A 25066-nucleotide genomic window follows, 5' to 3' on the forward strand; every position below is an offset into this window, starting at 1 on the left:
GTGGGATGCTTTCAGGGCCCCCGCACCCCAGATCCGCGCGCACACCCCAAGTGCTGTGCGCCCGCACGCGAAGAGGAAGACCAACGATGGCAGCCGAAACAGCCACGTACGCGATCGTGAAGACCGGTGGCAAGCAGTACAAGGTCGCTGCCGGGGACATCTTCAAGGTGGAGAAGCTCGACGTCGAACCCGGCGCCAAAATCTCGCTGCCTGTTGCGCTGGTAGTCGACGGCTCAAAAGTGACCACCGACGCCAAGGCGCTGGAGAAGGTCGCGGTCACCGGCGAGGTTCTCGAACACATCAAAGGTCCGAAGATCCGGATCCACAAATTCAAGAACAAGACCGGCTATCACAAGCGCCAGGGCCACCGTCAACAGCTGACCGTGCTCAAGGTCACCGGCATCAAGTAACGACTGGAGCGAGAGACATGGCACACAAAAAGGGCGCTTCCAGCTCACGCAATGGTCGTGACTCGAACGCGCAGCGCCTCGGCGTCAAACGGTTCGGCGGGCAGGTCGTCAAAGCCGGGGAGATTTTAGTGCGGCAGCGGGGTACTCATTTCCATCCCGGCACTAACGTCGGTCGCGGCGGCGATGACACGCTGTTCGCTACTGCGCCCGGCGCCGTCGAGTTCGGTAAGAAGCGCGGCCGCAAGTTCGTCAATATCGTGCGGGTTACGCGAACCGACGCCTGACTTTCGCGTCCAGATCGACGTCGCGGCGTCGCGCACTAGTGCGCCTGCGTCCATATGTCGATTTCGGTGGGGAGAGGAAGTCCGATGACTCGGTTCATCGACCGCGTCGTCGTCCACGTGCGAGCGGGCAATGGCGGAAACGGCTGCGCCTCGGTACACCGCGAGAAGTTCAAGCCCCTGGGTGGACCTGACGGTGGAAACGGCGGGCGCGGAGGCAGCGTAGTGCTGATCGTCGACCCGCAGATCCATACCCTGCTGGATTTCCACTTCCGCCCGCACATCGTGGCTCCGTCGGGCAAACAGGGCGCCGGCAACAACCGCGACGGAGCCGCGGGCGAAGACCTGGAGGTGAAGGTGCCCGACGGCACCGTCGTCCTTGATGAGCACGGCCGCCTCCTCGCCGACCTGGTCGGCGCGGGTACTCGATTCGAGGCTGCCGCCGGCGGGCGGGGCGGATTGGGCAATGCCGCGCTGGCCTCGCGGGCCCGCAAGGCGCCCGGCTTCGCGCTGCTGGGCGAGAGGGGCCAGGTCGGTGACCTAACTCTTGAGCTCAAGACGGTCGCCGACGTCGGGTTGGTCGGATTCCCCTCGGCCGGCAAGTCCTCACTGGTGTCGACCATCTCGGCGGCGAAGCCGAAAATCGCCGACTACCCGTTCACCACGCTGGCGCCCAACCTCGGGGTGGTCTCGGCCGGAGAACACACGTTCACCGTCGCCGATGTGCCCGGCCTCATCCCCGGCGCCTCCCATGGGCGGGGCCTGGGGTTGGACTTCCTTCGGCATCTTGAACGGTGCGCAGTCCTGGTACACGTCGTCGATTGCGCGACGCTGGAGCCTGGCCGCGATCCGGTCTCGGACATCGAGGCCCTGGAGGCCGAACTCGCCGCGTACACCCCGACACTGCAGAGCGATGCCACGCTGGGCGATCTCCCCGAACGTCCACGGGCCGTGGTGCTCAACAAGATCGATGTGCCCGATGCCCGCGAACTCGCTGATTTCGTCCGTGACGATATCGCCCAAAGGTTCGGCTGGCCGATATTCGAGGTGTCTACGGTTACTCGAGAAAATCTGCGGCCCTTGATATTCGCGTTGTGGGAGATGGTGTCGACATATCGCGCCGCGCAACCCGAGGTGGTTCCGCGTCGTCCGGTGATCCGGCCGGTCGCCGTGGACGACAGCGGTTTCACCGTCAAGGCCGACGGCATGGGCGGGTTCGTGGTGAGAGGGACCCGGCCGCAGCGGTGGGTGGCGCAGACCAACTTCGACAACGATGAAGCGGTCGGCTATCTGGGGGACCGATTAGCCCGTCTCGGTGTCGAGGAGCAGTTGTTGAAACTCGGTGCCCGGCCCGGCTGCGCGGTGACGATCGGGGACATGACATTCGACTGGGAGCCGCAAACCCCGGCCGGCGTGGACCTTCCGCCGTCGGGTCGGGGTACCGATGTCCGCCTCGAGAAGACCGATCGGGTGCCCGCTGATGAGCGCAAGGCGGCGCGCAAAGCGCGCAGGCAGAGCGACGAGTCGCGATGAGTGCTCACCGGGAGGCTGTGCGGACCGCTCGGTCAATTGTCGTCAAGATCGGCACAACTGCGCTGACGACCCCGTCCGGCGTGTTCGATGCGAGTCGGTTGCAGTGTCTCGCCGACGCGATCGAAGCGCGAATGAAGGCCGGATCCGATGTCGTGATCGTGTCCTCTGGTGCGATCGCCGCCGGTATCGAGCCACTGGGCTTGAGCAGGCGGCCAACGGATTTGGCGACCAAGCAGGCGGCGGCCAGCGTCGGGCAGGTGGCGTTGGTCAACTCGTGGAGCGCAGCGTTCGGGCGCTATGACCGCACCGTGGGGCAGGTGCTGCTGACTGCGCACGATATCTCGATGCGCGTGCAGCACACCAACGCTCAACGCACCCTCGACCGGCTGCGAGCTCTGCATGCGGTGGGGATCGTGAACGAGAACGACACGGTGGCGACGAACGAGATCAGATTCGGCGACAACGACCGACTCTCTGCGCTCGTCGCACAGTTGGTCGGAGCGGACGCTTTGGTGCTATTGAGCGACATCGACGGTCTCTACGACAGCGATCCGCGAAAAGCGAACGCGCGCTTCATCCCTGAAGTCGATGGTCCCGCCGGTTTGGAGGGTGTGACAGCCGGACGTGGCAGCCACCTGGGGACCGGCGGTATGGTCTCGAAGTTGTCCTCAGCGCTATTGGCCGCCGACGCGGGCGTGCCGGTTTTGCTGGCCGCCGCGACGGATGCGGCGGCCGCACTTGCCGACGCCTCGGTTGGCACCGTCTTCGCCCCCCGCGCCGAGCGCATGTCGGCCCGTCGGTTCTGGGTGCGCTACGCCGCGGAGGTGGCCGGCACTTTGACGCTGGACGCCGGAGCTGTCAATGCCGTTGTACGGCAGCGACGTTCCCTGCTGCCCGCAGGCATCACGGCGCTGTCGGGCCGGTTCTACGGCGGCGACGTCGTCGAGTTGCGCGCGCAGGACGCCACGATGGTCGCGCGCGGCGTCGTCGCCTACGACGCGGCCGAATTGGCTACTATGCTGGGCCGGTCTACCTCGGGCCTACCAGCGGAGATGCGTAGGCCCGCGGTACACGCCGACGATCTCGTCGCCGTCTGAACGGCTGGGTTTCCTCAGCGGGGGCAATTCGTCGGCAAGCAGCGCGAGCATTGGCGAACAGCCGTTATCGACTTTCACGGCCGCGAGTTCGTCACCGCGGGTCTGGCCGCGATTGACGATGGCCACCGGGATGCCCGCGGCGGCGGCGTGGCGGACGAAGCGATAGCCGGAGTAAACGGTCAGCGATGACCCGGCGACCAGTAGTGCGTCGGCATCGTCGACCAATGAATAGGCGTTCTCGACGCGATCTTTCGGGACGTTCTCGCCGAAGTAGACGATGTCGGGCTTCAGCATCCCGCCACAGCAGGGGCAGTCGACGATCCGGAATGCGCCGGTAGCGGCGATGTGGGCATCGGCGTCGGGAGCCACCGCGATGCCGCCGAGGGGGGCGGCTGCCTCGGCGAACCCCGGGTTGGCGGCCTCGAGAAGATCAGCCAGCGCTGCCCGCGACATTCGGTGGCCGCAGTCGAGGCAGATCACCCGGGAGTAGCTGCCGTGCAGGTCGATGACCACCGTGCTGCCCGCCTTGCGATGCAGCAGATCGACGTTCTGGGTGATCACCCCGGTCACGACTCCCGCGCGCTCCAGTGCGGCGAGAGCTCGGTGTCCGGCGTTGGGCAGCGTCCGGTCCATGTGCCGCCAGCCCAGGTGATTGCGTGCCCAGTACCGCTGCCGGAACACCGGATCGGTGGTGAATTGCCGGATCGTCATCGGGTTGCTGGGCGGGGAGTCCGGGCCTCTGTAGTCGGGGATCCCTGAGTCTGTGGACATCCCGGCACCGGTCAGCACCGCCAGGCGCCTGCCCCGCAGCACGGTGACCAGCTCAGGTGACTCCACGTCACTGAATGTAGGTGATCGGCAGTTTCGACAGGCCAATTCGCACCCAGTGGCCGAATCCGCACCCCTGGCGGGCGACAATGGTGGCGATGGACTTCTATTCGGCCTACCAACACGGCTTCGTCCGTGTCGCAGCCTGCACGCAGCACACGGCGATCGGCGATCCCGTGGCAAATGCCGAATCGGTGTTGGCGGCCGCGCGTGACTGTGCCGCCGAGGGTGTGGCACTCGCAGTGTTTCCCGAGTTGACGCTGTCGGGGTATTCGATCGAGGACATCCTGCTGCAGGATGCGCTGCTCGATGCCGTGCAGGAGGCACTGCTGGACGTGGTGGCCGGGTCCGCGGACCTGATGACAGTTCTTGTGGTCGGTGCGCCGCTGCGCCACGGACACCGGATCTACAACACCGCGGTCGTCGTGCACCGAGGCAGGGTGCTCGGGGTTGTCCCGAAGTCTTATCTGCCGACTTACCGAGAGTTCTACGAGCGGCGTCAGATGGCCGCCGGCGACGACGTCCGGGGGGTGTTGCGAATCGGCGACACCACTGCACCGTTTGGGCCTGACCTGCTGTTCGCCGCGACCGACGTACCAGGGTTCGTGCTGTACGTCGAGGTTTGCGAGGACATGTTCGTCCCGATCCCGCCGAGCGCTCAAGCGGCGTTGGCCGGCGCGACGGTGCTGGCCAACCTGTCGGGCAGCCCTATCACGATCGGGCGTGCCGAGGACCGCGCACTGCTGGCTCGCTCGGCGTCGGCCCGCTGTCTGGCCGCCTACGTCTACGCCGCTGCAGGGGAGGGTGAGTCCAGCACCGACCTGGCCTGGGACGGTCAGACGATGATCTGGGAGAACGGTGCATGTCTGGCCTCGTCGGAGCGGTTCCCCGCCGGCTTGCGCCGATCAGTCGCCGACGTCGACCTCGAACTGCTGCGCTCGGAGCGGCTGAGGATGGGAACCTTCGACGACAACCGCGTGCACCACGGCATCACCGCCGAGGGGTACCGGCGCGTCGACTTTCTGCTCGACCCGCCGACCGGCGACATCGGGTTGCGGCGCCGCGTCGAACGTTTCCCGTTCGTCCCATCCGATCCCGCGCGGCTGCAACGGGATTGCTACGAGGCGTACAACATTCAGGTGGCCGGGCTGGAGCAGCGGGTGCGGGCCCTGGGTTCCCCGAATCTCGTCATCGGTGTCTCGGGCGGTCTGGACTCTACCCATGCGCTGATCGTCGCCGCGAAGGCGATGGATCGGCTGGGGCGCCCGCGCAGCGACATCCTCGCGTTCACGATGCCAGGGTTCGCGACGGGCGATCGCACCAAGAACAACGCCATCCGGCTTGGCGAAACGCTCGGGGTGACCTTCACTGAGATTGATATCCGCTCTACCGCGCAACTGATGCTTTCCGAGATGGACCACCCGTTCGCCCGCGGCGAGAAGGTCTATGACGTCACGTTCGAGAATGTGCAGGCCGGGCTGCGCACCGACTATCTGTTTCGGCTGGCAAATCAGCGTGGCGGCATCGTGCTGGGCACCGGAGACCTCTCCGAGATCGCGCTCGGGTGGTCCACCTACGGCGTAGGTGACCAGATGTCGCACTACAACGTCAACTCCGGGGTGCCCAAGACGCTGATCCAGCACCTGATTCGGTGGGTGATCTCGTCGAACCAATTCGCACCTGGAGCCGATCACCCGATCAACGCTGCGCTGCAGTCGGTGCTCGAGACAGAGATCACCCCCGAACTCGTGCCTGCCGCAGAGGGGGACGAGATCCAGAGCAGCGAGGCCGAAGTCGGTCCGTTCGCACTGCAGGATTTCTCGCTGTTTCACGTGCTGCGCTACGGGTTCCGACCGTCGAAGGTCGCGTTCCTGGCGTGGCATGCGTGGAGCGATGCGTCGAACGGCGAGTGGCCGCCGGGTTTCCCCCCTGAGAAGCGTCCGTCGTACACACTGGGCGAGATTCGGCATTGGCTACAGGTGTTCGTGCAGCGTTTCTACTCGTTCTCGCAATTCAAGCGATCGGCGATGCCCAACGGTCCCAAGGTTTCCCACGGCGGGTCGTTGTCGCCGCGGGGGGATTGGCGTGCGCCCTCGGACATGTCGGCGCGTACCTGGCTCGACGAGATCGAGCGCGCGATTCCCAGCGACTAGGCCGTGTCCCGTCCCACGCCGGGAACGAACCGTCCCACCGACGCGAGGTAGGCGCGGTACGTGTCGCCGTGCACCGCGAGTAGATACGGCTCTTCGACGGCGCGGACTTGCAATTGGATTGTCGTGACCAGCAGCGGGAAACCGATGAGGGCGAGGGCGTTCGGGGTCACCAGGGTGAGGCCGAACGCGAATACGATCATTGCTGTGAAGATCGGATTGCGGACCCTGGAGAACACCCCGGTGTGGATCAGGGACGTGGTCTCGGCGTGGTCCACGCCGATGCGCCACGAGTCGCCCATGTCCAGCTGCGCGTAGACCGTCGCCGCGATCCCGAACGTTGCGACGACGATGCCGACGATCTGGATCCACGCTGCGTGCAATACTCCCAGCGGGGCGACGACGCCGAACAACTGCAGAGCCGGGGCGATGGCCCCCACCGAGACCGCAACGACGAACCCGAGCCCTGCGATCCACTCGACTGAGCCCGGATGTCCGCTGATTCCGTTGAAGCCGGTTGAGCCGGTCCGGCGCCGTTGTACCCAACTACGCCAACCGAATCCGAGCACGGCAAAGGCGGCGAACAAGGCGAGCGCGGCGACGGGCATGTCAGGATCTTTCCCCACGCGTTTGTGCGCAGCATGGGTCGCCCCGCCAGGCGTTGCGCCCTTCGCGCACCGCGAGTGCAGCGATGCCCAGCGCGGCGATGGGATCGGCCCAGGACCACCCGAGAACTCCGTTGAGCAGCAGGCCGCCCAGCAGCACCGCGGACAGATAGGCGCACAGCAGTGTTTGTTTGGCATCGGCCACTGCGGACGCCGAACCGAGTTCGCGGCCGGTGTAATGCTGCGCCAGCGACAACGCAGGCATGATCACCAGGCTTGCCGCCGCGAGCGCGATGCCGATGGCCGAAGGCTGGGGCTCACGCAGGCCGGTGAGCGCAAGGGCGGCGTCGACGCTGACATAGCAGGCCAACGCGAAGAAAGAGAATGCGATGAAGCGCAGCGCGGTCTTCTCCCGCGATTCGGGATCCTTTGCCGAGAACTGCCACGCCACTGCCGCTGCCGAGGAGATCTCCACAAGCGAATCAAGGCCGAATCCGATGAGTGCGGACGACGACGCCCGAGTGCCCTCGATCAGCGCGATCGTCGCTTCGACGGCGTTGTAGGAGATCGTTGCGGCAACCAACAGTCGGACGCGCCGGGTGAGAAGGCTCCGACGTTGATCTGAAATGGCCATCAGCAACACCCCTGGCCATCAGTGGCGGGGCAGTACGCGGGGTGCACGGCCAAGACGAGGCCGACGAGGTCGCTCAGCGCGTGCGCGATTCGCGGGTCAGCCAGTTCGTAGCGGTTGCGCCGACCCTCGGGCGACACGGTGACCAGACCGCATCCCCGCAAACAGGCGAGGTGGTTGGACAGGATCTGGCGTGAGACCCCGATGCGGTCGGCGAGCTCGGACGGGTAGCCGGCCCCCTCGCGCAGAGTCAGCAAGATCTGCGCGCGGGTGGGGTCTGACAGGGCACAGCCGAATCGAGAAAGTGCGTCGCTGTCGAGTGCTGCTGCCTGCATCGCGCCAACAGTACAGATTCTGATGTATTCAGGAAAGCATGAACTATCTGACGCCGACGCCGGTTCCCGGCATCAGGTGACGTCGGCAAGTCCGATACGCTGGTCTAATGACTCTGCACGCCCCGGAGCGCGGGCAGGCAGCCGAGGATCCGTCGACCGAGTGCACGCAGGCCCCGGACAGCCTCCGCCAGCAGGTGCACGGTGCTGCCCGGCGATCGCGTGCTGCGGCTCGCGGGCTGGCCACGTTGAGCACCGAGGTCAAGAACCGGGCTCTGGGGACCGCTGCCGAGCATGTACTGATGAACACCCGCGCGATCCTGGCCGCCAACCAGGTCGACCTTGACGTCGCCCGCGCGGCGGGCACCTCCCCGGCGATGCTCGACCGCCTGGCACTGGACCCGAGCCGCATCGAGGGTATTGCCGACGGGTTGCGGCAAGTTGCCGACCTGCCGGACCCGATCGGCGAGGTGTTGCGGGGCCGCACGCTGCCCAATGGCCTGCAGTTGCGCCAGCAGCGGGTTCCACTCGGTGTGATCGGCATCGTGTACGAGGGCCGCCCCAATGTGACCGTCGACGCGTTCGGATTGACGCTGAAGTCGGGCAATGCCGTTCTGCTGCGCGGTAGTTCGTCGGCGGCGAATTCCAACGCCGCACTGGTGACCGCGCTTCGGGAGGCGCTGGCAGCCGAGAATCTGGACAGTGACGCCGTGCAACTGCTGCCAAGTGCGGACCGGGCCAGCGTCACGCACCTGATCCAGGCCCGCGGCCTGGTCGATGTCGTGATCCCGCGTGGCGGAGCGGGCCTGATCGATGCCGTGGTGCGGGACGCGCAAGTGCCGACCATCGAGACCGGTGTCGGCAATTGTCATGTCTACGTCCACGAATCAGCAGACCTCGAGATGGCGCAACGCATTCTGCTCAACGCCAAGACGCGCAGGCCCAGCGTGTGCAACGCCGCGGAGTCGCTACTGATCGATACGGCCATCGCTGACATGGCGGTACCCAGGTTGGTCGGGGCGCTGCAGGACGCGGGCGTAACGGTGCACGCCGATCCATCCGAAGAGGAGCTCCGCGCGGAGTTCCTCTCGATGGACATCGCGCTGGCGGTCGTGGACGGCATCGATGCTGCGATCGAACACGTCAACGAGTACGGCACCGGCCACACCGAAGCCATTGTCACGACCGATCTTGCTGCTGCCCAACGATTCACCGACCGGGTGGATGCGGCAGCGGTGATGGTGAACGCATCGACGTCATTCACCGACGGGGAGCAGTTCGGCTTCGGTGCAGAGATCGGCATCTCCACCCAGAAGTTGCACGCCAGAGGTCCGATGGGCCTGCCGGAATTGACGTCGACCAAGTGGATCGTGTGGGGCTCGCCCGTTACTGGCCACACCCGCCCAGCTTGAGTCAGGAGACTCGATGACCCTCCCCGCACATTCGGCGCCGCTGTTCGCCGACATCGACGATGTTGCGCGCCGGCTGTCTGAGACCGGCTATCTGCCCGACACCGCTACCGCCACGGCGGTGTTCCTGGCCGACCGGCTGGGCAAGCCGCTGCTGGTCGAGGGACCGGCAGGCGTCGGCAAGACCGAGTTGGCCCGCGCCGTCGCCCAGGCCACCGGATCGGGGCTGGTGCGGCTGCAGTGCTACGAGGGTGTCGATGAGGCCCGCGCACTCTACGAGTGGAACCACGCCAAGCAGATTCTGCGTATCCAGTCCGGATCGGTCGGCGGTGGCGACAGTGATGAGACCGACTGGGATCGGACGAAGACCGACGTTTTCTCCGAGGAGTTTCTGCTGTCCCGCCCGTTGCTGACCGCGATCCGTCGCACCGATCCGACGGTGCTGCTGATCGACGAGACCGACAAGGCCGACATCGAGATCGAGGGCCTGTTGCTCGAAGTCCTCAGCGATTTCGCGGTGACGGTGCCCGAGCTCGGCACGATCGTCGCTGAGCGTCGGCCGCTGGTGGTGCTGACGTCGAATGCGACCCGGGAACTCTCCGAGGCGCTCAAGCGTCGGTGCTTGTTCCTGCACATCGACTTCCCGGACGCCGACCTGGAGCGCCGCATTCTGCTCTCGCGGGTTCCCGAGCTGCCGGTGCATCTGGCCGAGGAACTGGTGCGCATCATCGGCGTGCTGCGTGGCATGCAGCTCAAGAAACTGCCGTCGGTCGCCGAGACGATCGACTGGGGCCGCACGGTGCTGGCGCTGGGTCTGGACACCATCGACGATGAGGTGATCGCCGCGACACTGGGTGTCGTGCTCAAGCACCAGTCCGACCAGACCAAAGCAGCCGGGGAGCTGAGGCTCAACTGATGGGCGCTCGACGCACCCGGCCGCCGCAACCCCTGGCTCCGCACGGGCTTCCGGGGCACTTGGTGGAATTCGTGGAAGCATTACGTGGGCAAGGGATTTCGGTGGGTCCATCCGAGACGGTGGACGCCGGCCAGGTGATGTCAGTATTGGGCCTTGCCGACCGTGAGGTGCTGCGCGAGGGTATCGCCTGCGCGGTGCTGCGTCGCCCGGATCATCGCGAAACCTACGACGCGTTGTTCGATCTCTACTTCCCGGCCGCTCTCGGCGCGCGGACTGTGCTCGACGACGACGCCGGCGGTGACGACCCGGCTTTGCCGCCGGCCGACATCGAGGCGTTGCGCACCGCGCTGGTCGACATGCTGGGCGACGCAGAGGAGCTGGCCGACCTGGACGAGCGTTTGGCGGCGATGATCGCCCAGATCGTCGAGGCCTATGGCCGCTACAACTCCAGTCGCGGACCCTCGTACTCGTCCTATCAGGCGCTCAAGGCGCTGACCCTCGACGACCTCGAGGGTCGGCTGCTGGCCGGGCTGCTGGCACCCTACGGCGAGGAACCCACGCCGACTCAGGAGCAGATTGCGAAAGCGCTCGCCGCGCAGCGCGTCGCGCAGTTGCGCAAGATGGTCGAGTCCGAGACCAAGCGGCGCACTGCCGAGCAACTGGGCCGCAAGCACGTGCAGATGTACGGGGTCCCGCAGCTAGCCGAGAATGTGGAGTTCCTTCGGGCCTCTGGCGAGCAGCTGCGCCAGATGCGTCGCGTGGTGGTGCCGCTGGCGCGAACGCTGGCCACGCGCCTGGCTGCCCGCCGTCGGCGTGCCCGGGCCGGCGAGATCGACCTGCGCAAGACGCTGCGCAAGTCGATGTCCACTGGTGGGGTCCCGATCGACCTGGTGCTCAAGAAACCGCATCCCGCGCGGCCCGAGTTGGTGGTGCTGTGCGACGTCTCGGGCTCGGTGGCAGGCTTCAGCCACTTCACACTGCTGCTGGTGCACGCACTGCGCCAGCAGTTCTCGCGGGTTCGTGTCTTCGCGTTCATCGACACGACCGATGAGGTCACCGAGCTGTTCGGCCCCGACTCCGACCTGGCAGTCGCCGTGCAGCGAATCACCCGCGAGGCCGGCGTCTACACCCGCGACGGACACTCCGACTACGGGCACGCGTTCGTCTCGTTCCTCGACCAGTATCCCAGCGTGTTGTCCCCGCGCAGTTCGCTGTTGGTCCTCGGTGATGGGCGCAACAACTACCGCAATCCCGAGGCGGAACTGCTCGCCCACATGGTCAACGCCAGCCGGCACGCGCACTGGTTGAACCCGGAGCCCAAACACCTGTGGGGCAGTGGTGATTCGGCGGTGCCCCGATACCAGGACATCATCACGATGCACGAATGCCGATCGGCCAAACAGTTGGCGTCGGTGATCGACGCGCTGCTGCCGGTGTGAGGCGGTTGCGCGGCCGGTGTAGGGCGGTTGTGCGGCCGGTGTGAGGCGGTTGTGCGGTTTCATGCGCGACCAGCCGGGCGGGGCGAATATTTCCGCACACTCGGTGCGGTCACCTGTGGATAACAGGGTTTCGAGGCATCAAAATTGTCGGGCAGCGGAGGCACGCTGCCGCCATGGACGAGATCCCGTGGCCGTTTCGCGCATCCGAGCAACTGAACGCGGGCAACCTCACATTCCGCGAACTGCGCCGATTTCACGCGGCGGTCTATCCGGGCGTCTGGATTCCGCGCGGTGCACAGTTGACTGCAATCGGGCGTGCCCGGGCCGCGTGGCTGTGGTCTCGTCGCAAAGGTGTGCTCTGCAGCTTGTCGGCCGCAGCGGTGCAGGGCGCCAAGTGGGTGGATTCTGACGCGCCGGCTGAGTTGATCCACAGCAACCGGCGACCGCCATCGGGAATCGTCGTTCGTACGGAGGTGCTGGCCCCGGGCGAGGCCGTGCAAGTCGATGGCTTGCCGGTCACCACACCAGCACGTACGGCATTCGACCTTGGCCGGCTGCTGTCGGAAACCGAAGGCGTGCAACGAGTCGATGCATTGATGAACACCACACATCTCAAGACCATGGATATCGAGCGTGTCGCCCGGAGTCATCCTGGCGCGCGTGGCCTTCGTCGGCTTCGTCGAACGCTAGAGCTCGTCGACGGCGGGGCAGAGTCGCCGTATGAATCGCTGACACGACTACTGCTGGTGCGGAAAGGCTTTCCGCGGCCGGAGACCCAGATCAAGGTTCGCGACAGATTCGGGAGAGTCTTTGCCCGCCTCGACATGGGTTGGTCGCGATGGAAGGTCGCGGTCGAGTACGACGGCAAACAGCACTGGTCGAACGGCAGACAACGAGCCTGGGACATCGACCGGATGGCGTTGCTCGAGGCGGCGGGGTGGGTGGTTATCCGGGTGAGCGTGGACTTGCTGCGGCGTCAGGGCGTGATTATCGAGCGGGTGGCTGCGGCACTGGCGGCGCGTGGCTGCGTGCTGACGCGGTGAATGTGCGGTGTGCTGCGTGCTGACGCGGTGAATGTGCGGTGTGATCCGCCTGCGTCGGCGGGTCTGGCATGAAACCGCACATCCGTCGGCGGTCAGCGGCTCCGAGGTTGCCCGCTAGGTCCCGTAAGCTCGCTATTCGTGCAATCACGACGGCGCCTCGGGGTGATGGGTGGGACGTTCGATCCCGTCCACAACGGTCACCTCGTCGCCGCCAGTGAGGTAGCTGACCTGTTCGGACTCGACGAGGTGGTCTTCGTCCCCACCGGCCGGCCCTGGCAGAAGCGGACACACCCGGTGACGCCCGCCGAGGACCGCTACCTGATGACGGTGATCGCGACCGCCTCCAACCCGCGATTCTCGGTCAGCCGGGTGGACATCGACCGCGCCGGGCCGACCTACACTAAGGACACCCTGCGAGACCTCCGGGCGCTCAATCCCGACGCAGACCTGTACTTCATCACCGGCGCCGACGCGCTCGCATCTATCCTGTCGTGGCAGAACTGGGAGGAGATGTTCTCGATCGCCAACTTCATCGGCGTCAGCAGACCCGGCTACGAGCTCGACGGCCAGCACATCTCGGCAGCCATGGCCGAGTTGCCCGCTGACTCGCTGCATCTGGTCGAGGTGCCCGCACTGGCGATTTCGTCCACCGATTGCCGGGTCCGGGCCCGGGAGGCCCGGCCCATCAGGTACCTGGTTCCTGACGGCGTCGTGCAATACGTTGCCAAGCGAGACCTCTACCGACATCACAGCAGTCCCCGCATCTTAGCCGAAGGAGACCGTCCCTGAGCGCCACCCAGGAAGCCATCGACATGGCCACCGTCGCCGCACAGGCCGCGGCTGCCAAACTCGCCGATGACGTCGTCGTCATCGACGTGTCAGACCAACTCGTCATCACCGATTGCTTCGTGATCGCATCGGCTGCCAACGAGCGGCAGGTGAACGCGATCGTCGAGGAGGTCGAAGAGAAGATGCGCGCCGCCGGACATAAGCCGGCCCGTCGCGAAGGCACCCGGGAAGGGCGCTGGACACTGCTCGACTTTGTCGACATCGTGGTGCACATCCAGCACCAGGATGAGCGCGAATTCTATTCGCTGGATCGGCTTTGGCGTGACTGTCCCACATTGGCAGTCGATCTGGAAGCCTCGTCGAACGAAGCCTCATCGCACACTGCGGACGAGGCGTCGGAATGACGATCCGCCGGCTGGTCATGCTGCGCCACGGGCAGACCAATTACAACGCAAGCAGCAGAATGCAGGGCCAGTTGGACACCGACCTCACAGATCTCGGGCGAGAACAAGCCATCGCCGCCGCCGAAGTGCTCGCCAAACGTCAGCCGCTGCTTATCGTTTCGTCAGACCTTGGGCGTGCGCTTGACACCGCCGTCGCCCTTGGTGACCGCAGTGGACAGTCGGTGAGCATTGACACCCGGTTGCGCGAGACCCATCTCGGAGACTGGCAGGGCATGACCCATCTCGAGGTGGATGCCGCGGCTCCGGGTGCCAGGCTGGCCTGGCGCGACGATGCACGCTGGGCACCGCACGGCGGCGAGAGCCGGGTCGATGTCGCCGATCGCAGCATTCCGTTGGTGACGGATTTGATCGCACAGCAGCCGGAGTGGGGAGCCGACGAGCCCGACCGGCCGGTTGTGCTGGTGGCGCACGGCGGGTTGATCGCTGCCCTGACCGGCGCCTTACTGGGTCTGCCGGTCGACAACTGGCCGGTCCTGGGCGGCATGGGCAATGCCAGCTGGGTGCAGCTGGCCGGGCACACTCGCGTGGGTGGGGCGCGTGATTCCCTCGACGATATTCGCTGGCGTTTGGATGTCTGGAACGCCTCGGCGCAGGTCGCCAACGATGTCCTCTGAGGGGCCCCCTGAAACCCCGGCGCGCCGGTCCCTGCTGGTCTTCTGCGACTCGCTGTCCTACTACGGACCGACCGGGGGACTGCCCTCAGATGATCCCCGGATCTGGCCCAACATCGTTGCCGGCCAACTAGGTTGGGAGCTGGAACTGATCGGCCGGATCGGCTGGACCAGTCGAGACGTCTGGTGGGCGGCCACTCAAGATCCGCGTTCGTGGGCGGCGTTACCGCGTGCGGGCGCGGTGATTTTCGCAACCTCGGGTATGGATTCGCTGCCGTCGCCGTTACCTACGGCGTTGCGGGAGACGATCCGATACATTCGGCCGGCCTGGCTGCGTCGCTGGGCTCGCGACGGCTACGGCTGGGCGCAGCCGAGGTTCTCGCCGGTTGCTCGTGCTGCGCTGCCGCCGCACCTGACCGTTGAGTATCTTGAAATGACAAGGGCAGCAATTGACTTCAACCGACCGGGTATCCCGGTCGTGGCGTCATTGCCGTCGGTGCACATGGCGCCTACTTACGGAATGGCTCATCACGGTAGGTCGGGAACGGCCGAGGCGATCACCCATTGGGCGGCCGCGCACGGTGTACCGCTGGTCGACCTCAAGGCGGCGGTAGCTGAGCAGGTGATGAGCGGCCGGGGCAATCCCGATGGTATCCACTGGAATTTCCCGGCGCACCAGGCAGTGGCCGACCTGATGATCAAGGGACTCGCCGAAGCGGGCGTGCAGCTGCCCGATTCGAGTGGTTAGCGCTCGGCATGTCTGTTGTCGTGGTCAGTGATTCGTCATCGCGCTTACCGTTGGATGTGCGCGAACAATGGGACATTCTCGAGGTGCCGTTGCATGTATTGGTGGACGGCAGGGACCTGCGTGACGGTATCGACGACATCCCGAACGACATCCACGACAGGCCCAAGGTCACGACAGCCGGAGCCACGCCGGCTGAACTCGTGGATACCTATCGGCAGGCCCTGATCGACAGTGATGGTGACGGTGTCGTGGCGGTTCATCTTTCGGCCGCGCTGTCGAGCACCTACAGCGCCGCGGTTACGGCGGCTCGGGAGTTCGGTCCGTCGGTTCGCGTTGTCAATTCACGGTCGGCGGCGATGGGTGTCGGCTTGGTCGCGATGGCGGCTGCGCGCCGCGCTTCCGCTGGCGGCGATATCGCCAGTGTCGAAGCTGCGGCACGGTCGGCGCTCAAACGGGCGCATGTCCTTCTGGTGGTGCATCGTTTGGACAATCTTCGGCGTAGTGGGCGCATCCGGTCCGCCGCTTCCTGGTTGGGAACGGCGCTGTCGATCAAGCCATTGCTGTGTCTGGACATCGACGGGCGGTTGGTGCTCGATCAGCGCATCCGCACCGTCACCAGGGCTCATGCGGCGCTGGTGGATCGGGTGGCCGAGGTGGTGGGGGAGAACGCGGCCGACGTCGTGGTGCATCACGTCGACAATCATGACGCCGCCGACGCACTGGGTGCGGCGCTGACGCAACGGCTGCCACAGCTGTCATCGCTCAGTGTCGCCGATCTAGGTCCGGTGTTATCGGTGCATGTAGGTGGGGGTGCGGTTGGAGTGGCGATTCAGGTCGCAGCACCGTAGACGGCTCTTCAATACCCGTTGTCACACGCCTGGGACACCGGTTCCACAGCAGGAGCCCAGCCGCGACCGTACGTCGGTGCCGCCGAATCCGGCGTGCTCGCAACGTCCTTACACTGTGCCAACGCCCGGAGCTAAGCCTGCGTCAATCCCGGTCTGGCCAACGGAACCGCCGGTGAACCCGCAGCCGTAGTTCGGCGTTGGAGTCTTAGAGTCCCTTCTGTGCCCTCTGCCGCGCCGGTTCATCGGCGGGCTTGGGGCGTGCGCCCAGATAGACGACCAGGGCCGCAGAACCGAGGGACAATGCCCCCACCACCCACAGTGCCACCCTGGTGTCGCCGGTGAGATCGGTGAGCCAGCCGGTGATGTATGGCCCCCCGAATCCGCTGAGATTGCCGAGCGAGTTGATCAGCGCGATACCTCCGGCCGCGGCGACACCGGTCAGGAAAGTCGATGGCAGGGCCCAGAATACCGGCAGCGCGCACATGATCGAGCAGGTGGACAAGGTTACTGCCAGCATCGCCAGATACGGGTTGGTCATGTAGAGCGCGGCGGGTATGGACACCCCACCGACGATCGCGGGGATCGCCACGTGCCAGACGCGTTCACCGGTCCGGTCGGCGTGGCGCGCCCACGGCACCATCACGACGGCTGCGATGACGAAGGGGATCGCCGTGACCACCCCGCGTTCGATGATGCTCAGCTGGGTCCCGTACTGATCCTGGAAGCCCACGATGATGCTGGGGAGAAAGAATCCGACCGCGTACAGGCCGTAGGTGATTCCGAAGTAGATGACGGCCAGGGCGAGAACCCTGGGGTGGGTGAGCGCCTTCTTGAGCGGCCAGTGTTGGTCGGCCTCTGTCGCGACTCGCTCCAGCGCTAGTTTCGCTTCCAGCCATTGCTTCTCGCCGGAATCGAGCCAGCTCGCCTTGGCCGGCCGATCGGTGAGGTAGAACCAGCAGGCGAAAGCCAGCGCAATCGCGGGTAGTCCTTCGACCAAGAACATGATGCGCCAGCCCGCCAAACCGAAAAGCCCGTGGCCCCACTCGATTATCAGTGACGACATCGTGGCGCCGATGGCCGTTGAGGCCGGCACGGCGATCATGAACAACGAGACCGCCCGCGCGCGGTGCTTTTCGGGGAACCAGAAGGTGAGGTAGAGGATGATTCCGGGAAAGAAGCCGGCTTCGGCGACGCCCAGCAGGAAGCGCAGCACGACAAGTGTTTCCGCGTTGGGGACGAACGCGATCGCAGTGCTGATGATCCCCCAGCTGAACATGATGCGGGCGAGCCACCGCCGTGCGCCGAACCTGTCCAGCGCGATATTGCTCGGCACTTCCAGCAACAGGTAGCCGAAGAAGAAGATCCCCGAGGCGAATCCGAACATGGTGGCGCTCATGGCGAGGTCTTCGTTCATGCCGTTCGGCCCTGCGAAGCTGATGTTGACGCGGTCGAGGTAGTTGACGAAATAGAGCAGGACGAGGAACGGGATGAGACGGCGGGTGACCTTCGCCATCGCCGTCTTGCCCACGGCCGCCTCGGGGCCCTGGGTGCTCAAACCGGAATCACAGTGCCGCGCGGCCAGTGATCGGCGGCAGGTCGGCCAGCGTCACGATGCCCGGCGCGGCAGCTACTACCGCGGGGACAGCGTTGGTCACCGGCAACGCCGTGTAGATCATGCCCAGCCCCATGAATCCAGGTTCGGCCCAGTCCTTGGGCGGCAGGCAGTGCAGCACCGTGCGCATGTTGGGCAGTCCGAACACTTGCACGACGTGACCGTGCTCGAGTCGCTTGGGCGGGGTGACGTGCTCGCCCATGATCCAGTTGAAGCCGACGCTGACCACGTTTCGGTCGCCGACCCAGCCCCGGTGATATCCCAGCACCCCGGCCACCGTGCCTTCCGGAATCCGCATGAAGCCGAGGTCGCTGTCACCGGTGGCCGCTGTGAATGTGACGTCGAAGGTGACCCGGTCGAGTCTGACCCCGATGGCGTCGGCCATCATCGCGGCGGACTCGGCGAAAACTTCGCTTTCCCTGCGCACACTCTCGGCCAGACCGGGGGTGTCTGGATCCTGAGAGAATCCCATCGCGGTCTGGGTACCCGCGGACTCATAGGTCGAGCAGTCGACCGACTCGGTGATGCGGATCTCGTCGACACGTTCGCACGCGCCGGACAGAACCATCCCCACCAAGTTGCTCATACCGGGATGCGCTCCGCTGCCGAAAATAGTGGAATTGCCTTTCTTGCAGGCGATTCGAATCCGGCTGAGATCCTCCGGTGACTGCTTGCCGCCGGTGATCCAGGCGGCACTCGAACACACGTTGATACCGGACTCCAGGAGGCGGACCAACTCATCGACGCTGGACCACAACGGGTTATAGCAGCAGGCGTCGGGCTGCAGCGCGAGTAGCTGGTCAATATCGCTGGTGGCTTTCACGCCGGTGGCGTGCGGCCACCCGCAGAGCTCGGCTGCATCGATACCGGCCTTGTCGGCGCCGTGCGCGTACACGCCGACAAGTTCCATGTCGTCGCGTCCGATAATGGCGTGCAGCGAGCGCCGCCCGATGTTGCCTGTCGTCCACTGGATGACCCGCAGCGGTCGGTCGGTGGCCGGTGTGCTCATGACATCTCCCTATCCAGAGCGGTTCAACAGATCAAGCTACTGCCTCTAGGGTTAGTCACATGACTGACACCGCGCCGGTGGCCGTGGTGACCGGCGCCAGCCGCGGCGCCGGTCGCGGTATTGCGGCTGCGCTCGACGCCAGAGGATGGCGGGTTTACGCGACGGCCCGCACCATCTCAGACGCACCTCCCAATGGCGTGGCAGTCCAGGTGGACCATCGTGACGACGATGCGGTGGGCCGACTGTTCGAACGAGTCGGGCAGGAGTGCGGACGGCTGGATCTACTGGTGAACAATGCCGCGGCTATCTCCGACGACTTGGTCGGCCCCGGGCCGTTCTGGGAGAAACCACGGGAGTTGGCCGACGTGCTGGACGTTGGACTGCGGTCCTCCTACATCGCGGCGTGGTACGCGGCGCCGCTGCTGTTGATCGGTGAGCGCGGACTGATCGTGTTCACCTCGTCGCCGGGTTCAGTCTGCTACATGCACGGCCCGGCTTACGGGGCGCAGAAGGCCGGCGTGGACAAGATGGCCGCGGACATGGCGGTGGACTTCGGCGACACCGGGGTGTCCACGGTGTCGATCTGGATGGGAATACTGCTGACGGAAAAGATGCTCTCGGCCTTCCAGGGGCAGCCCGCGGCACTGGCCGGGTTCGCCGAGCAGGCGGAGACACCGGAGTTCACGGGTCACCTGATCGATGCGTTGTACCGTGATCCCGCGCTCGGTGACATGAGCGGCCATGCGGTGATCGGGGCTGAGTTGGGCCAGCGCTACGGAGTTACCGACGAAGGTGGCCGCATACCGCCGTCGCACCGCGAGATGCTCGGAGCCCCAAGGGTGCCGAGTTCGGTCATCGTCCGCTAGATCAACCGCTGATCAGGCGCCATAGCCGGTTGGCCCCGGTCTGCAGAGCCATGTCAGTGATTCGGTCATCCCAGTACTGCACCGAACCGAACTCCGACCGCCAGGCCAGCGCGGCCCGGGTGAACTCGTGCAGTCGGTGCTCGCTGGTGGTGCCGATCGCACCGTGCACCTGATGGGCATTGCGTGCCACGACCGTCGTGGCGTGGCCCGCGCACGACCGCGCTGCGGCCACCAGGAACTCGAGGTGCGGAGCCGACCAGTCGCTGGCAATCGCAGCAGACAGTGCGGCCTCGGTGGCAGACCGCGCCAGCGCGGCTTCAGCGGCGATGTCGGAGATGAGATGCTGAACGGCCTGGAAGTGCGAGAGCGGACGACCGAACTGTTCGCGGGACGTCGCATGGTCGATCGACAGCTCCAGTGCCTTGTCCAATGCGGCGCACACCTGGATTGACCGCAGAAGCGCAGATTTCAACTGCAGCTGTGCCACCAGGTCGGGGGCGACATTCACGCCGGTGAGGTTCTCGAGATCGGCCACGACGGTGTCCCGCGGCTCGCCGATCATGTTGACGCCGGACGTGATTTGGATATCGGCGAGCTCGGCATCCGCCACGAGATATTCGCCGGCGGGCTGCCACACGACCACGATCCGCTCCGCGCAGGACGCCCACGGTACCCCCGAGGCGCGGCCGTACTCGTCGAGCAGGCACAGTGTGCGCGCCGCACCGTCGACCGGTATGCCGGCGGCCTCCAGGAGCCAGCAGGCCAGTAGGTCGTGCTCGGCCAACGGAATTCGTACCCCGTGGCGAACCCCGGCGGCCAGCAGTTCGGCGGCCTCGTGCCAGCCGGCTCCGCTTCCACCGGACTGCTCGACACCAGTGAGGCGGACCAGCCCGAGCTCGTCGAGACTGCGCCAGAAATCGGTGTCGCGACTGATGGGGCCGGCCGAACGCGATTGGCGGTACTCAGCGAACACGGCATCCATCATGTCGGCCAGTTCGGGCTCAACCTCAGGTGCGGTCATCGCATGCCCAATCCGCGGGCGATCACGCCACGCAGTACTTCGTTGGTGCCCCCGCGCAAGGTGAAGCCCGGCCGCTGATCCACCGCCGTGCAGGCGATCGCCGAGAAGGGTTGTTCGGCAGTGTGATCGCTGGAGAGGTGGGCGAATTCAGCGATATCACCTTCGGTGGTGGTACCCAGAACCTTGACGACAGCGGCGGCCACGTCGGCAGATTCGTGGCGCTCCAACGCCTCTGCGACCGCGGAGGACATCTGATGCAACCCGGCGACGCGAGCCACCAGACGTCCGAGATCGGCAGAACGTGAGATCTGTTGCGAGGAAACGCGTTCCGCGTAAGCATCCAGCAACACGAATGTCGATAGGAATCGCTCGGGGCCGCTGCGTTCGAAGCTGAGCTCCGCGGTCACCTGCCGCCAGCCCTGACCGATCTCACCGAACACCATCGTGTCGGGGACAAACGCCCCGTCGAGGATCACCTCGTTGAAGTGATGCGCACCGTTCATCGAGACGATCGGCCGCACCTCGACACCTGGTCCGCGCAGGTCGACGATGAATTGGCTGAGACCGGCGTGGCGATCAGTCGGATCGACGGGTTCGGTACGTGCGAGTGCGATGAAGGCATGGGCGAGATGAGCGCCGGAGGTCCACACTTTGGTGCCGGTCAACGCCCAACCGTTGTCCACCCGCTCGGCGCGGGTGCGCACGCTGGCCAGATCGGATCCTGAATCCGGTTCGCTCATCCCGATGCCGAAGAAACACTCCCCACGCACGATCCTGGGCAGGAACTCCGAGCGTTGCAACTCGGTGCCGTACTTGAGCAGCGCGGGCACTATCTGCCGGTCGGCGATCCAGTGGGCCGCCACCGGCGCACCCGCGGCCAGGAGTTCTTCGGCGACGACGAACCGCTCGAGGAATGAGCGCCCGTGCCCCCCGTATTCGACGGGCACCGTCATGCCCAGCCATCCACGCGCGGCCAGCGCGGCGGTGAAGTCTTCGTCCCAACCGCAAAGCCAGGCGTCCACCGCAGGGGTGAAGGCGCCTGCCGCGGCCTGTGCGGCGAGGAACGCCCTCACCTCGTCGCGCAACCCCTCGGTTCTGGACGGGTCGTCGGCGGCAGGGGGCACCAAGCGAGGCAGTGCCATCAGTGGGCCACAGAATCGTCGACCGGTTCGGTGGGGTCGACCGGTCCAGCGCCGTCGGCCGGTCCAGTGCCGTCGGCCGTTCCAGCACGGTCGGCCGGTCCAGTGCCGTCGAGCCCCCGGGTGTCCCGGCTCCGGGTCGAGTCCTGGGAGGTCGCGTCCGGGGACGCCGCGTCATGGCTGGGGCCGAAGTGGTGCGGTTCGGTGAGCCACAGAGCGACTCCCAGCGCGAGGTAGAACGCGACCGTCAGTGTTCCGCCGAGGTAGTGGTTCATCGGACCACCGGGGGAGATGAAGCTACCGGGCGGACCGATGATCGTGATCGTCTCGATCAGCTGCTCGACGGTGAAAACGGCGGCGCCGACACCGAGCCACCGAGGCAGGCGATCCACGTTGGCGGTCAACAGAATCGGGACGGCCACCAGGATGTTGGCGATGGTAGCCACCGGAAGCCACATCGTGCCGATGTTGTCGATGGCTCCCGCGGTACCCGGCGTCACCTGCCCGGGCCGTAGCGACGGGCCGCCGATGAACCAGATCGCAACACACATCTGAGCTACCAAAGCACCCGAACCAATAGTGAACAGGTACGCGGGTGGGCCAGTCAGCCGGTTCCGGGCGAACGCCAGGACGACGACGAGGGCAAGTGTCGCGAAAGCCAGTAGCAGTGCCTGGGTGCGCATGGCGCCGGGCCCGGACCCGGGAAGTGCAGGCAGGAGAACCACCGCTGTCGCGTAGAGCACCGCGAACGCGACACCGGCGATCATCGGGGCTCGACGGTTCATCTCAGGGTGCCATGCTAGCCACGGTCATCCCCAATTCCGAGTTCATCCCCAAACTGGGGCCGTGAATGTCTCCCAGGCCGGGCGAGGTCGGGCGACGGACATACCGTCGGCGCATGTCAATCGAACTGCCTGTCGAGCGGCTGCGTAGACGCCTGGGTGCCGACAGCCACCCCGACAGGGACAGCCGTCCCGACCGGGACAGCCACCCCGACGAGGAGGGTCGGCCCGACCAGGAGGCCGGCGCCGAGGACGCCGACGAGCCATCGGAGACATCGCTGTCCCGATGGCTGCCGGAGTCCCACTCAACAGGCCCGGCCGGCTGGGTCGCGACGATCAGAGCCGATCCGGGCCGCGCCGGTGTAGTGGCGCTGGGCATCATCGGCGGGGTGGCTGTGCTGGTCACGGTGTTGAGCTTGATCAGTGATGGGCCGCCGGCTGTGGTGTCTGCCAAACTCCCGCCGGTCGAAACGGTTTCGTCGGCGGCTTCGACGCCGGGTACCGGAGCGCCCGGTCCAGCGGTTCCCGTTGTGGTCAGCGTGATCGGCCTGGTCAATACACCAGGCCTGGTCACCCTCGCTCCGGGGGCGCGGATCGCTGACGCGCTGGACGGCGCGGGTGGGGCGTTGGAGGGAGCCGACGTCATGGGGTTGAACATGGCCAGGCGCGTCACCGACGGTGAGCAGATCGTTGTCGGTATCGGTGCGCCAGCCGGTCGGCCAGTGCAGATGGGCAGCTCGATCGTCTCCGATCCCGCCGCGCCCGGCGCCGGTTCATCATCGGCTGAAAAAGACTCGCGCTCAGACACTTTGATTGATCTGAACAGTGCCGCGGCCGACGATCTCGATGCATTGCCCGGGGTGGGGCCGGTGACCGCTGCGGCGATCGTCGCCTGGCGCGAGGCCAACGGCCGATTCGCCCGGGTAGATCAGCTCGGTGACGTCGACGGCATCGGCCCGGTCCGACTGGACAAGCTGCGCGACCACGTCCGTGTGTGACCAGGGTGATGCCCGACCCCGCCGGCGCCCCGGCTCTGGATCTGCGGCTGGTTCCGGCGGCGCTGACCAGTTGGGCAGTAACGGCTGCGGGGATTTTGTGGGCCCAGGCCGGTTCGCTGGCCGCGGTTGCGGTCGCGGTTGTTGCGACCGTGGCGGCGGGATGGTGGGGTAGCCGCGGTGGAGGTTCTGGGCACAAGCGGGCGCTCGCGGCCGCCGTTGCGACCGTGTTCTTGGTGGGCGCCGGGTTCGCCGTCGCGGTGATGATGCGCGCTGACGAGGTTCGCCACCATAGGATTCTGGGCCACCTGGGTGAGGTCACCGATGTAGTCGTCACCCCGACCGAGACTCCACGCATGCTCGAGGGTGGCCGGCTGATGTTCCGCGGATCCCTGCTGGCACTCGACGGCGTCCAATCCTCGGGCAACGTGTTTGTCTTCGCCTCCGGTGCAGGATTCTCGCGCTTGATCGCCGGACAGCCGGCTGCGTTTCGGGCGCGAGTCGGCCTGCCGAAGCGACGTGACCTCACCGTCGCGGTTCTGGCGGCGCGGGGCCAGCCCACCTTGGGTGAGGCGGCGCCCATACACCGGGCCGCCCACCGTATCCGCGACCACTTCGCGCAGGCGTCTCGCACGGCGCTGCCCGGTGACCAGGCGGCCATGCTGCCCGCGCTCGTGCTCGGCGATATGTCGGCCGTGCCGGGCTCCACGACCGCCGACTTCCGCACCTCGGGTCTGACGCACTTGACCGCGGTGTCGGGGGCCAACGTGACGATCGTCTGTGGCGCAGTGCTGTTGACCGCGAGATTGATCGGGCCTCGAGCCGCCGTCGGCCTGGCTGCGGTGGCGTTGGCCGGATTCGTCGTGGTGGTACAGCCGTCTCCGAGCGTGATGCGAGCCGCCGTCATGGGCGCGATCACGCTCCTGGCGGTGCTGTCCCATCGCCGCCGACAAGCCATTCCGGCGCTGGCGGCGACCGTGCTCGTCCTCATGGTGGCCGACCCGCGACTCGCTGTCGACGTCGGGTTCGCGCTCTCGGCCTCGGCCACAGCGGCCCTGGTGCTCGTCGCCCCGGCATGGTCGCGAAGGCTGGCCGACCGTGGCTGGCCACGACCCCTCGCGGATGCGGTGAGTGTCGCGGTCGCTGCCCAATTGGTCACAGCGCCTTTGGTGGCAGGCATCTCCGGGTCGGTGAGCCTGGTGTCAGTCGCGGCGAACCTGCTGGTGGCGCCGGTGATCCCGCCGATCACCGTCATCGGTACCGCGGCTGCGGCGCTGTGTGTGCTGTGGCCGGCGGGCGCCGAGCTGCTGATCCGATTCACCGGTCCCGAAGTGTGGTGGCTGCTGGCCGTGGCCCGCCGGGCCGCGGATCTCCCGGCGGCGTCCGTGCGCGTCCCGTCGGGTACCGCTGGTGTGGCCGTTGTCGCTGTTGCCGCGCTCGGCGCGGCGCTGGTGTGGCATTGGTGCTGTCAGCCGGGCATGACACGATCGGGCGGTGAGTCATGAGGT

The 25066-nt window shown here is 66.2% G+C and carries 26 protein-coding genes; 17 read left to right on the forward strand and 9 right to left on the reverse strand.

Annotation, left to right across the window (positions count from 1 at the left end):
- The first annotated feature begins 86 nt into the window (after positions 1–86).
- The 4 genes from rplU (at position 87) to proB (ending at position 3321) form a co-directional block, all read left to right on the forward strand.
- Positions 87–410 carry a 50S ribosomal protein L21 gene (rplU, locus tag ACPGXI_RS07510; protein WP_526651398.1) on the forward strand — a complete coding sequence of 108 codons (324 nt, stop codon included), beginning with the start codon at positions 87–89 and terminating at the stop codon, positions 408–410.
- Positions 411–427: 17 nt separating this feature from the next.
- Positions 428–694, forward strand: a complete 267-nt coding sequence (gene rpmA, locus ACPGXI_RS07515) for a 50S ribosomal protein L27 (protein WP_526651400.1) — start codon at positions 428–430, stop codon at positions 692–694.
- An 84-nt stretch (positions 695–778) separates the two neighbouring features.
- The gene (gene obgE, locus ACPGXI_RS07520) at positions 779–2224 is read left to right on the forward strand and encodes a GTPase ObgE (RefSeq protein ID WP_526651402.1); all 1446 of its coding nucleotides are present in this window, start codon (positions 779–781) and stop codon (positions 2222–2224) included.
- Entirely contained in the window at positions 2221–3321 is a 1101-nt protein-coding gene (gene proB, locus ACPGXI_RS07525; protein WP_526651404.1) for a glutamate 5-kinase, read from the forward strand. The genes obgE and proB overlap by 4 nt, the downstream gene beginning before the upstream one ends.
- On the opposite strand, the gene ACPGXI_RS07530 is transcribed toward proB, so the two are convergent.
- Positions 3265–4158 (reverse strand): NAD-dependent protein deacetylase, encoded by an 894-nt coding sequence (locus ACPGXI_RS07530; RefSeq protein WP_526651406.1) that lies wholly within the window; start codon positions 4156–4158, stop codon positions 3265–3267. The genes proB and ACPGXI_RS07530 overlap by 57 nt on opposite strands.
- A gap of 89 nt (positions 4159–4247) precedes the next feature.
- Between ACPGXI_RS07530 and ACPGXI_RS07535 the strand changes: the two genes are divergently transcribed.
- Entirely contained in the window at positions 4248–6302 is a 2055-nt protein-coding gene (locus tag ACPGXI_RS07535; protein ID WP_526651408.1) for an NAD(+) synthase, read from the forward strand.
- Here the strand turns inward: ACPGXI_RS07535 and ACPGXI_RS07540 are convergent.
- Genes ACPGXI_RS07540 through ACPGXI_RS07550 form a run of 3 tightly spaced genes read right to left on the reverse strand, consistent with a single transcriptional unit; the run spans position 6299 to position 7870 of the window.
- Entirely contained in the window at positions 6299–6907 is a 609-nt protein-coding gene (locus ACPGXI_RS07540; protein WP_526651410.1) for a methyltransferase family protein, read from the reverse strand. The two genes, ACPGXI_RS07535 and ACPGXI_RS07540, sit on opposite strands and share 4 nt — an antisense overlap.
- 1 nt (position 6908) lies before the next feature.
- Positions 6909–7538 (reverse strand): cation efflux transmembrane domain-containing protein, encoded by a 630-nt coding sequence (locus ACPGXI_RS07545; RefSeq protein ID WP_526651412.1) that lies wholly within the window; start codon positions 7536–7538, stop codon positions 6909–6911.
- Complete coding sequence (locus ACPGXI_RS07550) at positions 7538–7870, reverse strand: ArsR/SmtB family transcription factor (protein ID WP_526651414.1); 333 nt, start codon at positions 7868–7870, stop codon at positions 7538–7540. Before ACPGXI_RS07550 ends, ACPGXI_RS07545 begins: the two co-directional genes overlap by 1 nt.
- A gap of 107 nt (positions 7871–7977) precedes the next feature.
- On the opposite strand from ACPGXI_RS07550, the gene ACPGXI_RS07555 reads away from it, so the two are divergent.
- The 9 genes from ACPGXI_RS07555 (at position 7978) to ACPGXI_RS07595 (ending at position 16134) form a co-directional block, all read left to right on the forward strand.
- Positions 7978–9279, forward strand: coding sequence for a glutamate-5-semialdehyde dehydrogenase (locus ACPGXI_RS07555; protein WP_526651416.1), 1302 nt, complete (start codon positions 7978–7980; stop codon positions 9277–9279).
- Between the two features lie 13 nt (positions 9280–9292).
- On the forward strand, positions 9293–10192 hold the full coding sequence (locus ACPGXI_RS07560; RefSeq protein WP_526651417.1) for an AAA family ATPase: 900 nt from the start codon (positions 9293–9295) through the stop codon (positions 10190–10192).
- Positions 10192–11631: a vWA domain-containing protein gene (locus ACPGXI_RS07565; RefSeq protein ID WP_526651419.1), complete on the forward strand. Its 1440-nt coding sequence runs from the start codon at positions 10192–10194 to the stop codon at positions 11629–11631. The genes ACPGXI_RS07560 and ACPGXI_RS07565 overlap by 1 nt, the downstream gene beginning before the upstream one ends.
- A gap of 173 nt (positions 11632–11804) precedes the next feature.
- Positions 11805–12674, forward strand: coding sequence for an endonuclease domain-containing protein (locus tag ACPGXI_RS07570; RefSeq protein ID WP_526651421.1), 870 nt, complete (start codon positions 11805–11807; stop codon positions 12672–12674).
- Positions 12675–12812: 138 nt separating this feature from the next.
- On the forward strand, positions 12813–13463 hold the full coding sequence (nadD, locus tag ACPGXI_RS07575; protein ID WP_526651423.1) for a nicotinate-nucleotide adenylyltransferase: 651 nt from the start codon (positions 12813–12815) through the stop codon (positions 13461–13463).
- A complete protein-coding gene (rsfS, locus tag ACPGXI_RS07580; protein ID WP_526651521.1) occupies positions 13460–13867 on the forward strand; it encodes a ribosome silencing factor in 408 nt (135 codons plus the stop codon). Before nadD ends, rsfS begins: the two co-directional genes overlap by 4 nt.
- Positions 13864–14541, forward strand: a complete 678-nt coding sequence (gene gpgP, locus ACPGXI_RS07585) for a glucosyl-3-phosphoglycerate phosphatase (RefSeq protein ID WP_526651424.1) — start codon at positions 13864–13866, stop codon at positions 14539–14541. The genes rsfS and gpgP overlap by 4 nt, the downstream gene beginning before the upstream one ends.
- The gene (gene octT / locus ACPGXI_RS07590) at positions 14531–15286 is read left to right on the forward strand and encodes a diglucosylglycerate octanoyltransferase (RefSeq protein ID WP_526651426.1); all 756 of its coding nucleotides are present in this window, start codon (positions 14531–14533) and stop codon (positions 15284–15286) included. The genes gpgP and octT overlap by 11 nt, the downstream gene beginning before the upstream one ends.
- A gap of 8 nt (positions 15287–15294) precedes the next feature.
- Positions 15295–16134, forward strand: a complete 840-nt coding sequence (locus ACPGXI_RS07595; protein ID WP_526651428.1) for a DegV family protein — start codon at positions 15295–15297, stop codon at positions 16132–16134.
- Positions 16135–16339: 205 nt separating this feature from the next.
- Here the strand turns inward: ACPGXI_RS07595 and ACPGXI_RS07600 are convergent, their stop codons facing one another.
- Together ACPGXI_RS07600 and ACPGXI_RS07605 are read right to left on the reverse strand one after the other, a co-directional pair.
- Positions 16340–17647 carry an MFS transporter gene (locus ACPGXI_RS07600; protein WP_526651523.1) on the reverse strand — a complete coding sequence of 436 codons (1308 nt, stop codon included), beginning with the start codon at positions 17645–17647 and terminating at the stop codon, positions 16340–16342.
- 49 nt (positions 17648–17696) lie between these two features.
- The gene (locus ACPGXI_RS07605) at positions 17697–18755 is read right to left on the reverse strand and encodes an NAD(P)H-dependent amine dehydrogenase family protein (protein ID WP_526651430.1); all 1059 of its coding nucleotides are present in this window, start codon (positions 18753–18755) and stop codon (positions 17697–17699) included.
- A gap of 59 nt (positions 18756–18814) precedes the next feature.
- On the opposite strand from ACPGXI_RS07605, the gene ACPGXI_RS07610 reads away from it, so the two are divergent.
- Positions 18815–19621, forward strand: coding sequence for an SDR family NAD(P)-dependent oxidoreductase (locus tag ACPGXI_RS07610; RefSeq protein ID WP_526651432.1), 807 nt, complete (start codon positions 18815–18817; stop codon positions 19619–19621).
- 1 nt (position 19622) lies between these two features.
- Here ACPGXI_RS07610 and ACPGXI_RS07615 read toward each other — a convergent pair whose 3' ends face one another.
- Genes ACPGXI_RS07615 through ACPGXI_RS07625 form a run of 3 tightly spaced genes read right to left on the reverse strand, consistent with a single transcriptional unit; the run spans position 19623 to position 22566 of the window.
- The gene (locus ACPGXI_RS07615; protein WP_526651434.1) at positions 19623–20642 is read right to left on the reverse strand and encodes an acyl-CoA dehydrogenase family protein; all 1020 of its coding nucleotides are present in this window, start codon (positions 20640–20642) and stop codon (positions 19623–19625) included.
- Positions 20639–21784, reverse strand: a complete 1146-nt coding sequence (locus tag ACPGXI_RS07620) for an acyl-CoA dehydrogenase family protein (protein ID WP_526651436.1) — start codon at positions 21782–21784, stop codon at positions 20639–20641. The genes ACPGXI_RS07615 and ACPGXI_RS07620 overlap by 4 nt, the downstream gene beginning before the upstream one ends.
- On the reverse strand, positions 21784–22566 hold the full coding sequence (locus ACPGXI_RS07625) for a hypothetical protein (protein WP_526651438.1): 783 nt from the start codon (positions 22564–22566) through the stop codon (positions 21784–21786). The genes ACPGXI_RS07620 and ACPGXI_RS07625 overlap by 1 nt, the downstream gene beginning before the upstream one ends.
- A 113-nt stretch (positions 22567–22679) precedes the next feature.
- On the opposite strand from ACPGXI_RS07625, the gene ACPGXI_RS07630 reads away from it, so the two are divergent.
- The gene (locus ACPGXI_RS07630; protein WP_526651440.1) at positions 22680–23561 is read left to right on the forward strand and encodes a ComEA family DNA-binding protein; all 882 of its coding nucleotides are present in this window, start codon (positions 22680–22682) and stop codon (positions 23559–23561) included.
- A gap of 8 nt (positions 23562–23569) precedes the next feature.
- Positions 23570–25063 carry a ComEC/Rec2 family competence protein gene (locus ACPGXI_RS07635; RefSeq protein ID WP_526651442.1) on the forward strand — a complete coding sequence of 498 codons (1494 nt, stop codon included), beginning with the start codon at positions 23570–23572 and terminating at the stop codon, positions 25061–25063.
- Positions 25064–25066: the final 3 nt, after the last annotated feature.

Origin of the sequence: Mycobacterium sp., from assembly GCF_049608025.1 — a bacterium.
Lineage (GTDB): Bacteria > Actinomycetota > Actinomycetes > Mycobacteriales > Mycobacteriaceae > Mycobacterium.

What these genes read in the sequence shown, in the direction of transcription:
- ACPGXI_RS07620 (WP_526651436.1), bottom strand. Translation starts at nt 21,784, where the DNA reads ATGGCACTGCCTCGCTTGGTGCCCCCTGCCGCCGACGACCCGTCCAGA.
- ACPGXI_RS07570 (WP_526651421.1), top strand. Translation starts at nt 11,805, where the DNA reads ATGGACGAGATCCCGTGGCCGTTTCGCGCATCCGAGCAACTGAACGCG.
- ACPGXI_RS07625 (WP_526651438.1), bottom strand. Translation starts at nt 22,566, where the DNA reads ATGAACCGTCGAGCCCCGATGATCGCCGGTGTCGCGTTCGCGGTGCTC.
- ACPGXI_RS07565 (WP_526651419.1), top strand. Translation starts at nt 10,192, where the DNA reads ATGGGCGCTCGACGCACCCGGCCGCCGCAACCCCTGGCTCCGCACGGG.
- ACPGXI_RS07605 (WP_526651430.1), bottom strand. Translation starts at nt 18,755, where the DNA reads ATGAGCACACCGGCCACCGACCGACCGCTGCGGGTCATCCAGTGGACG.
- rplU (WP_526651398.1), top strand. Translation starts at nt 87, where the DNA reads ATGGCAGCCGAAACAGCCACGTACGCGATCGTGAAGACCGGTGGCAAG.
- ACPGXI_RS07540 (WP_526651410.1), bottom strand. Translation starts at nt 6,907, where the DNA reads ATGCCCGTCGCCGCGCTCGCCTTGTTCGCCGCCTTTGCCGTGCTCGGA.
- ACPGXI_RS07535 (WP_526651408.1), top strand. Translation starts at nt 4,248, where the DNA reads ATGGACTTCTATTCGGCCTACCAACACGGCTTCGTCCGTGTCGCAGCC.
- obgE (WP_526651402.1), top strand. Translation starts at nt 779, where the DNA reads ATGACTCGGTTCATCGACCGCGTCGTCGTCCACGTGCGAGCGGGCAAT.
- gpgP (WP_526651424.1), top strand. Translation starts at nt 13,864, where the DNA reads ATGACGATCCGCCGGCTGGTCATGCTGCGCCACGGGCAGACCAATTAC.
- ACPGXI_RS07610 (WP_526651432.1), top strand. Translation starts at nt 18,815, where the DNA reads ATGACTGACACCGCGCCGGTGGCCGTGGTGACCGGCGCCAGCCGCGGC.
- ACPGXI_RS07545 (WP_526651412.1), bottom strand. Translation starts at nt 7,538, where the DNA reads ATGGCCATTTCAGATCAACGTCGGAGCCTTCTCACCCGGCGCGTCCGA.
- ACPGXI_RS07595 (WP_526651428.1), top strand. Translation starts at nt 15,295, where the DNA reads ATGTCTGTTGTCGTGGTCAGTGATTCGTCATCGCGCTTACCGTTGGAT.
- rpmA (WP_526651400.1), top strand. Translation starts at nt 428, where the DNA reads ATGGCACACAAAAAGGGCGCTTCCAGCTCACGCAATGGTCGTGACTCG.
- ACPGXI_RS07635 (WP_526651442.1), top strand. Translation starts at nt 23,570, where the DNA reads ATGCCCGACCCCGCCGGCGCCCCGGCTCTGGATCTGCGGCTGGTTCCG.
- ACPGXI_RS07560 (WP_526651417.1), top strand. Translation starts at nt 9,293, where the DNA reads ATGACCCTCCCCGCACATTCGGCGCCGCTGTTCGCCGACATCGACGAT.
- ACPGXI_RS07555 (WP_526651416.1), top strand. Translation starts at nt 7,978, where the DNA reads ATGACTCTGCACGCCCCGGAGCGCGGGCAGGCAGCCGAGGATCCGTCG.
- ACPGXI_RS07550 (WP_526651414.1), bottom strand. Translation starts at nt 7,870, where the DNA reads ATGCAGGCAGCAGCACTCGACAGCGACGCACTTTCTCGATTCGGCTGT.
- octT (WP_526651426.1), top strand. Translation starts at nt 14,531, where the DNA reads ATGTCCTCTGAGGGGCCCCCTGAAACCCCGGCGCGCCGGTCCCTGCTG.
- ACPGXI_RS07600 (WP_526651523.1), bottom strand. Translation starts at nt 17,647, where the DNA reads ATGGCGAAGGTCACCCGCCGTCTCATCCCGTTCCTCGTCCTGCTCTAT.
- ACPGXI_RS07630 (WP_526651440.1), top strand. Translation starts at nt 22,680, where the DNA reads ATGTCAATCGAACTGCCTGTCGAGCGGCTGCGTAGACGCCTGGGTGCC.
- proB (WP_526651404.1), top strand. Translation starts at nt 2,221, where the DNA reads ATGAGTGCTCACCGGGAGGCTGTGCGGACCGCTCGGTCAATTGTCGTC.
- ACPGXI_RS07615 (WP_526651434.1), bottom strand. Translation starts at nt 20,642, where the DNA reads ATGACCGCACCTGAGGTTGAGCCCGAACTGGCCGACATGATGGATGCC.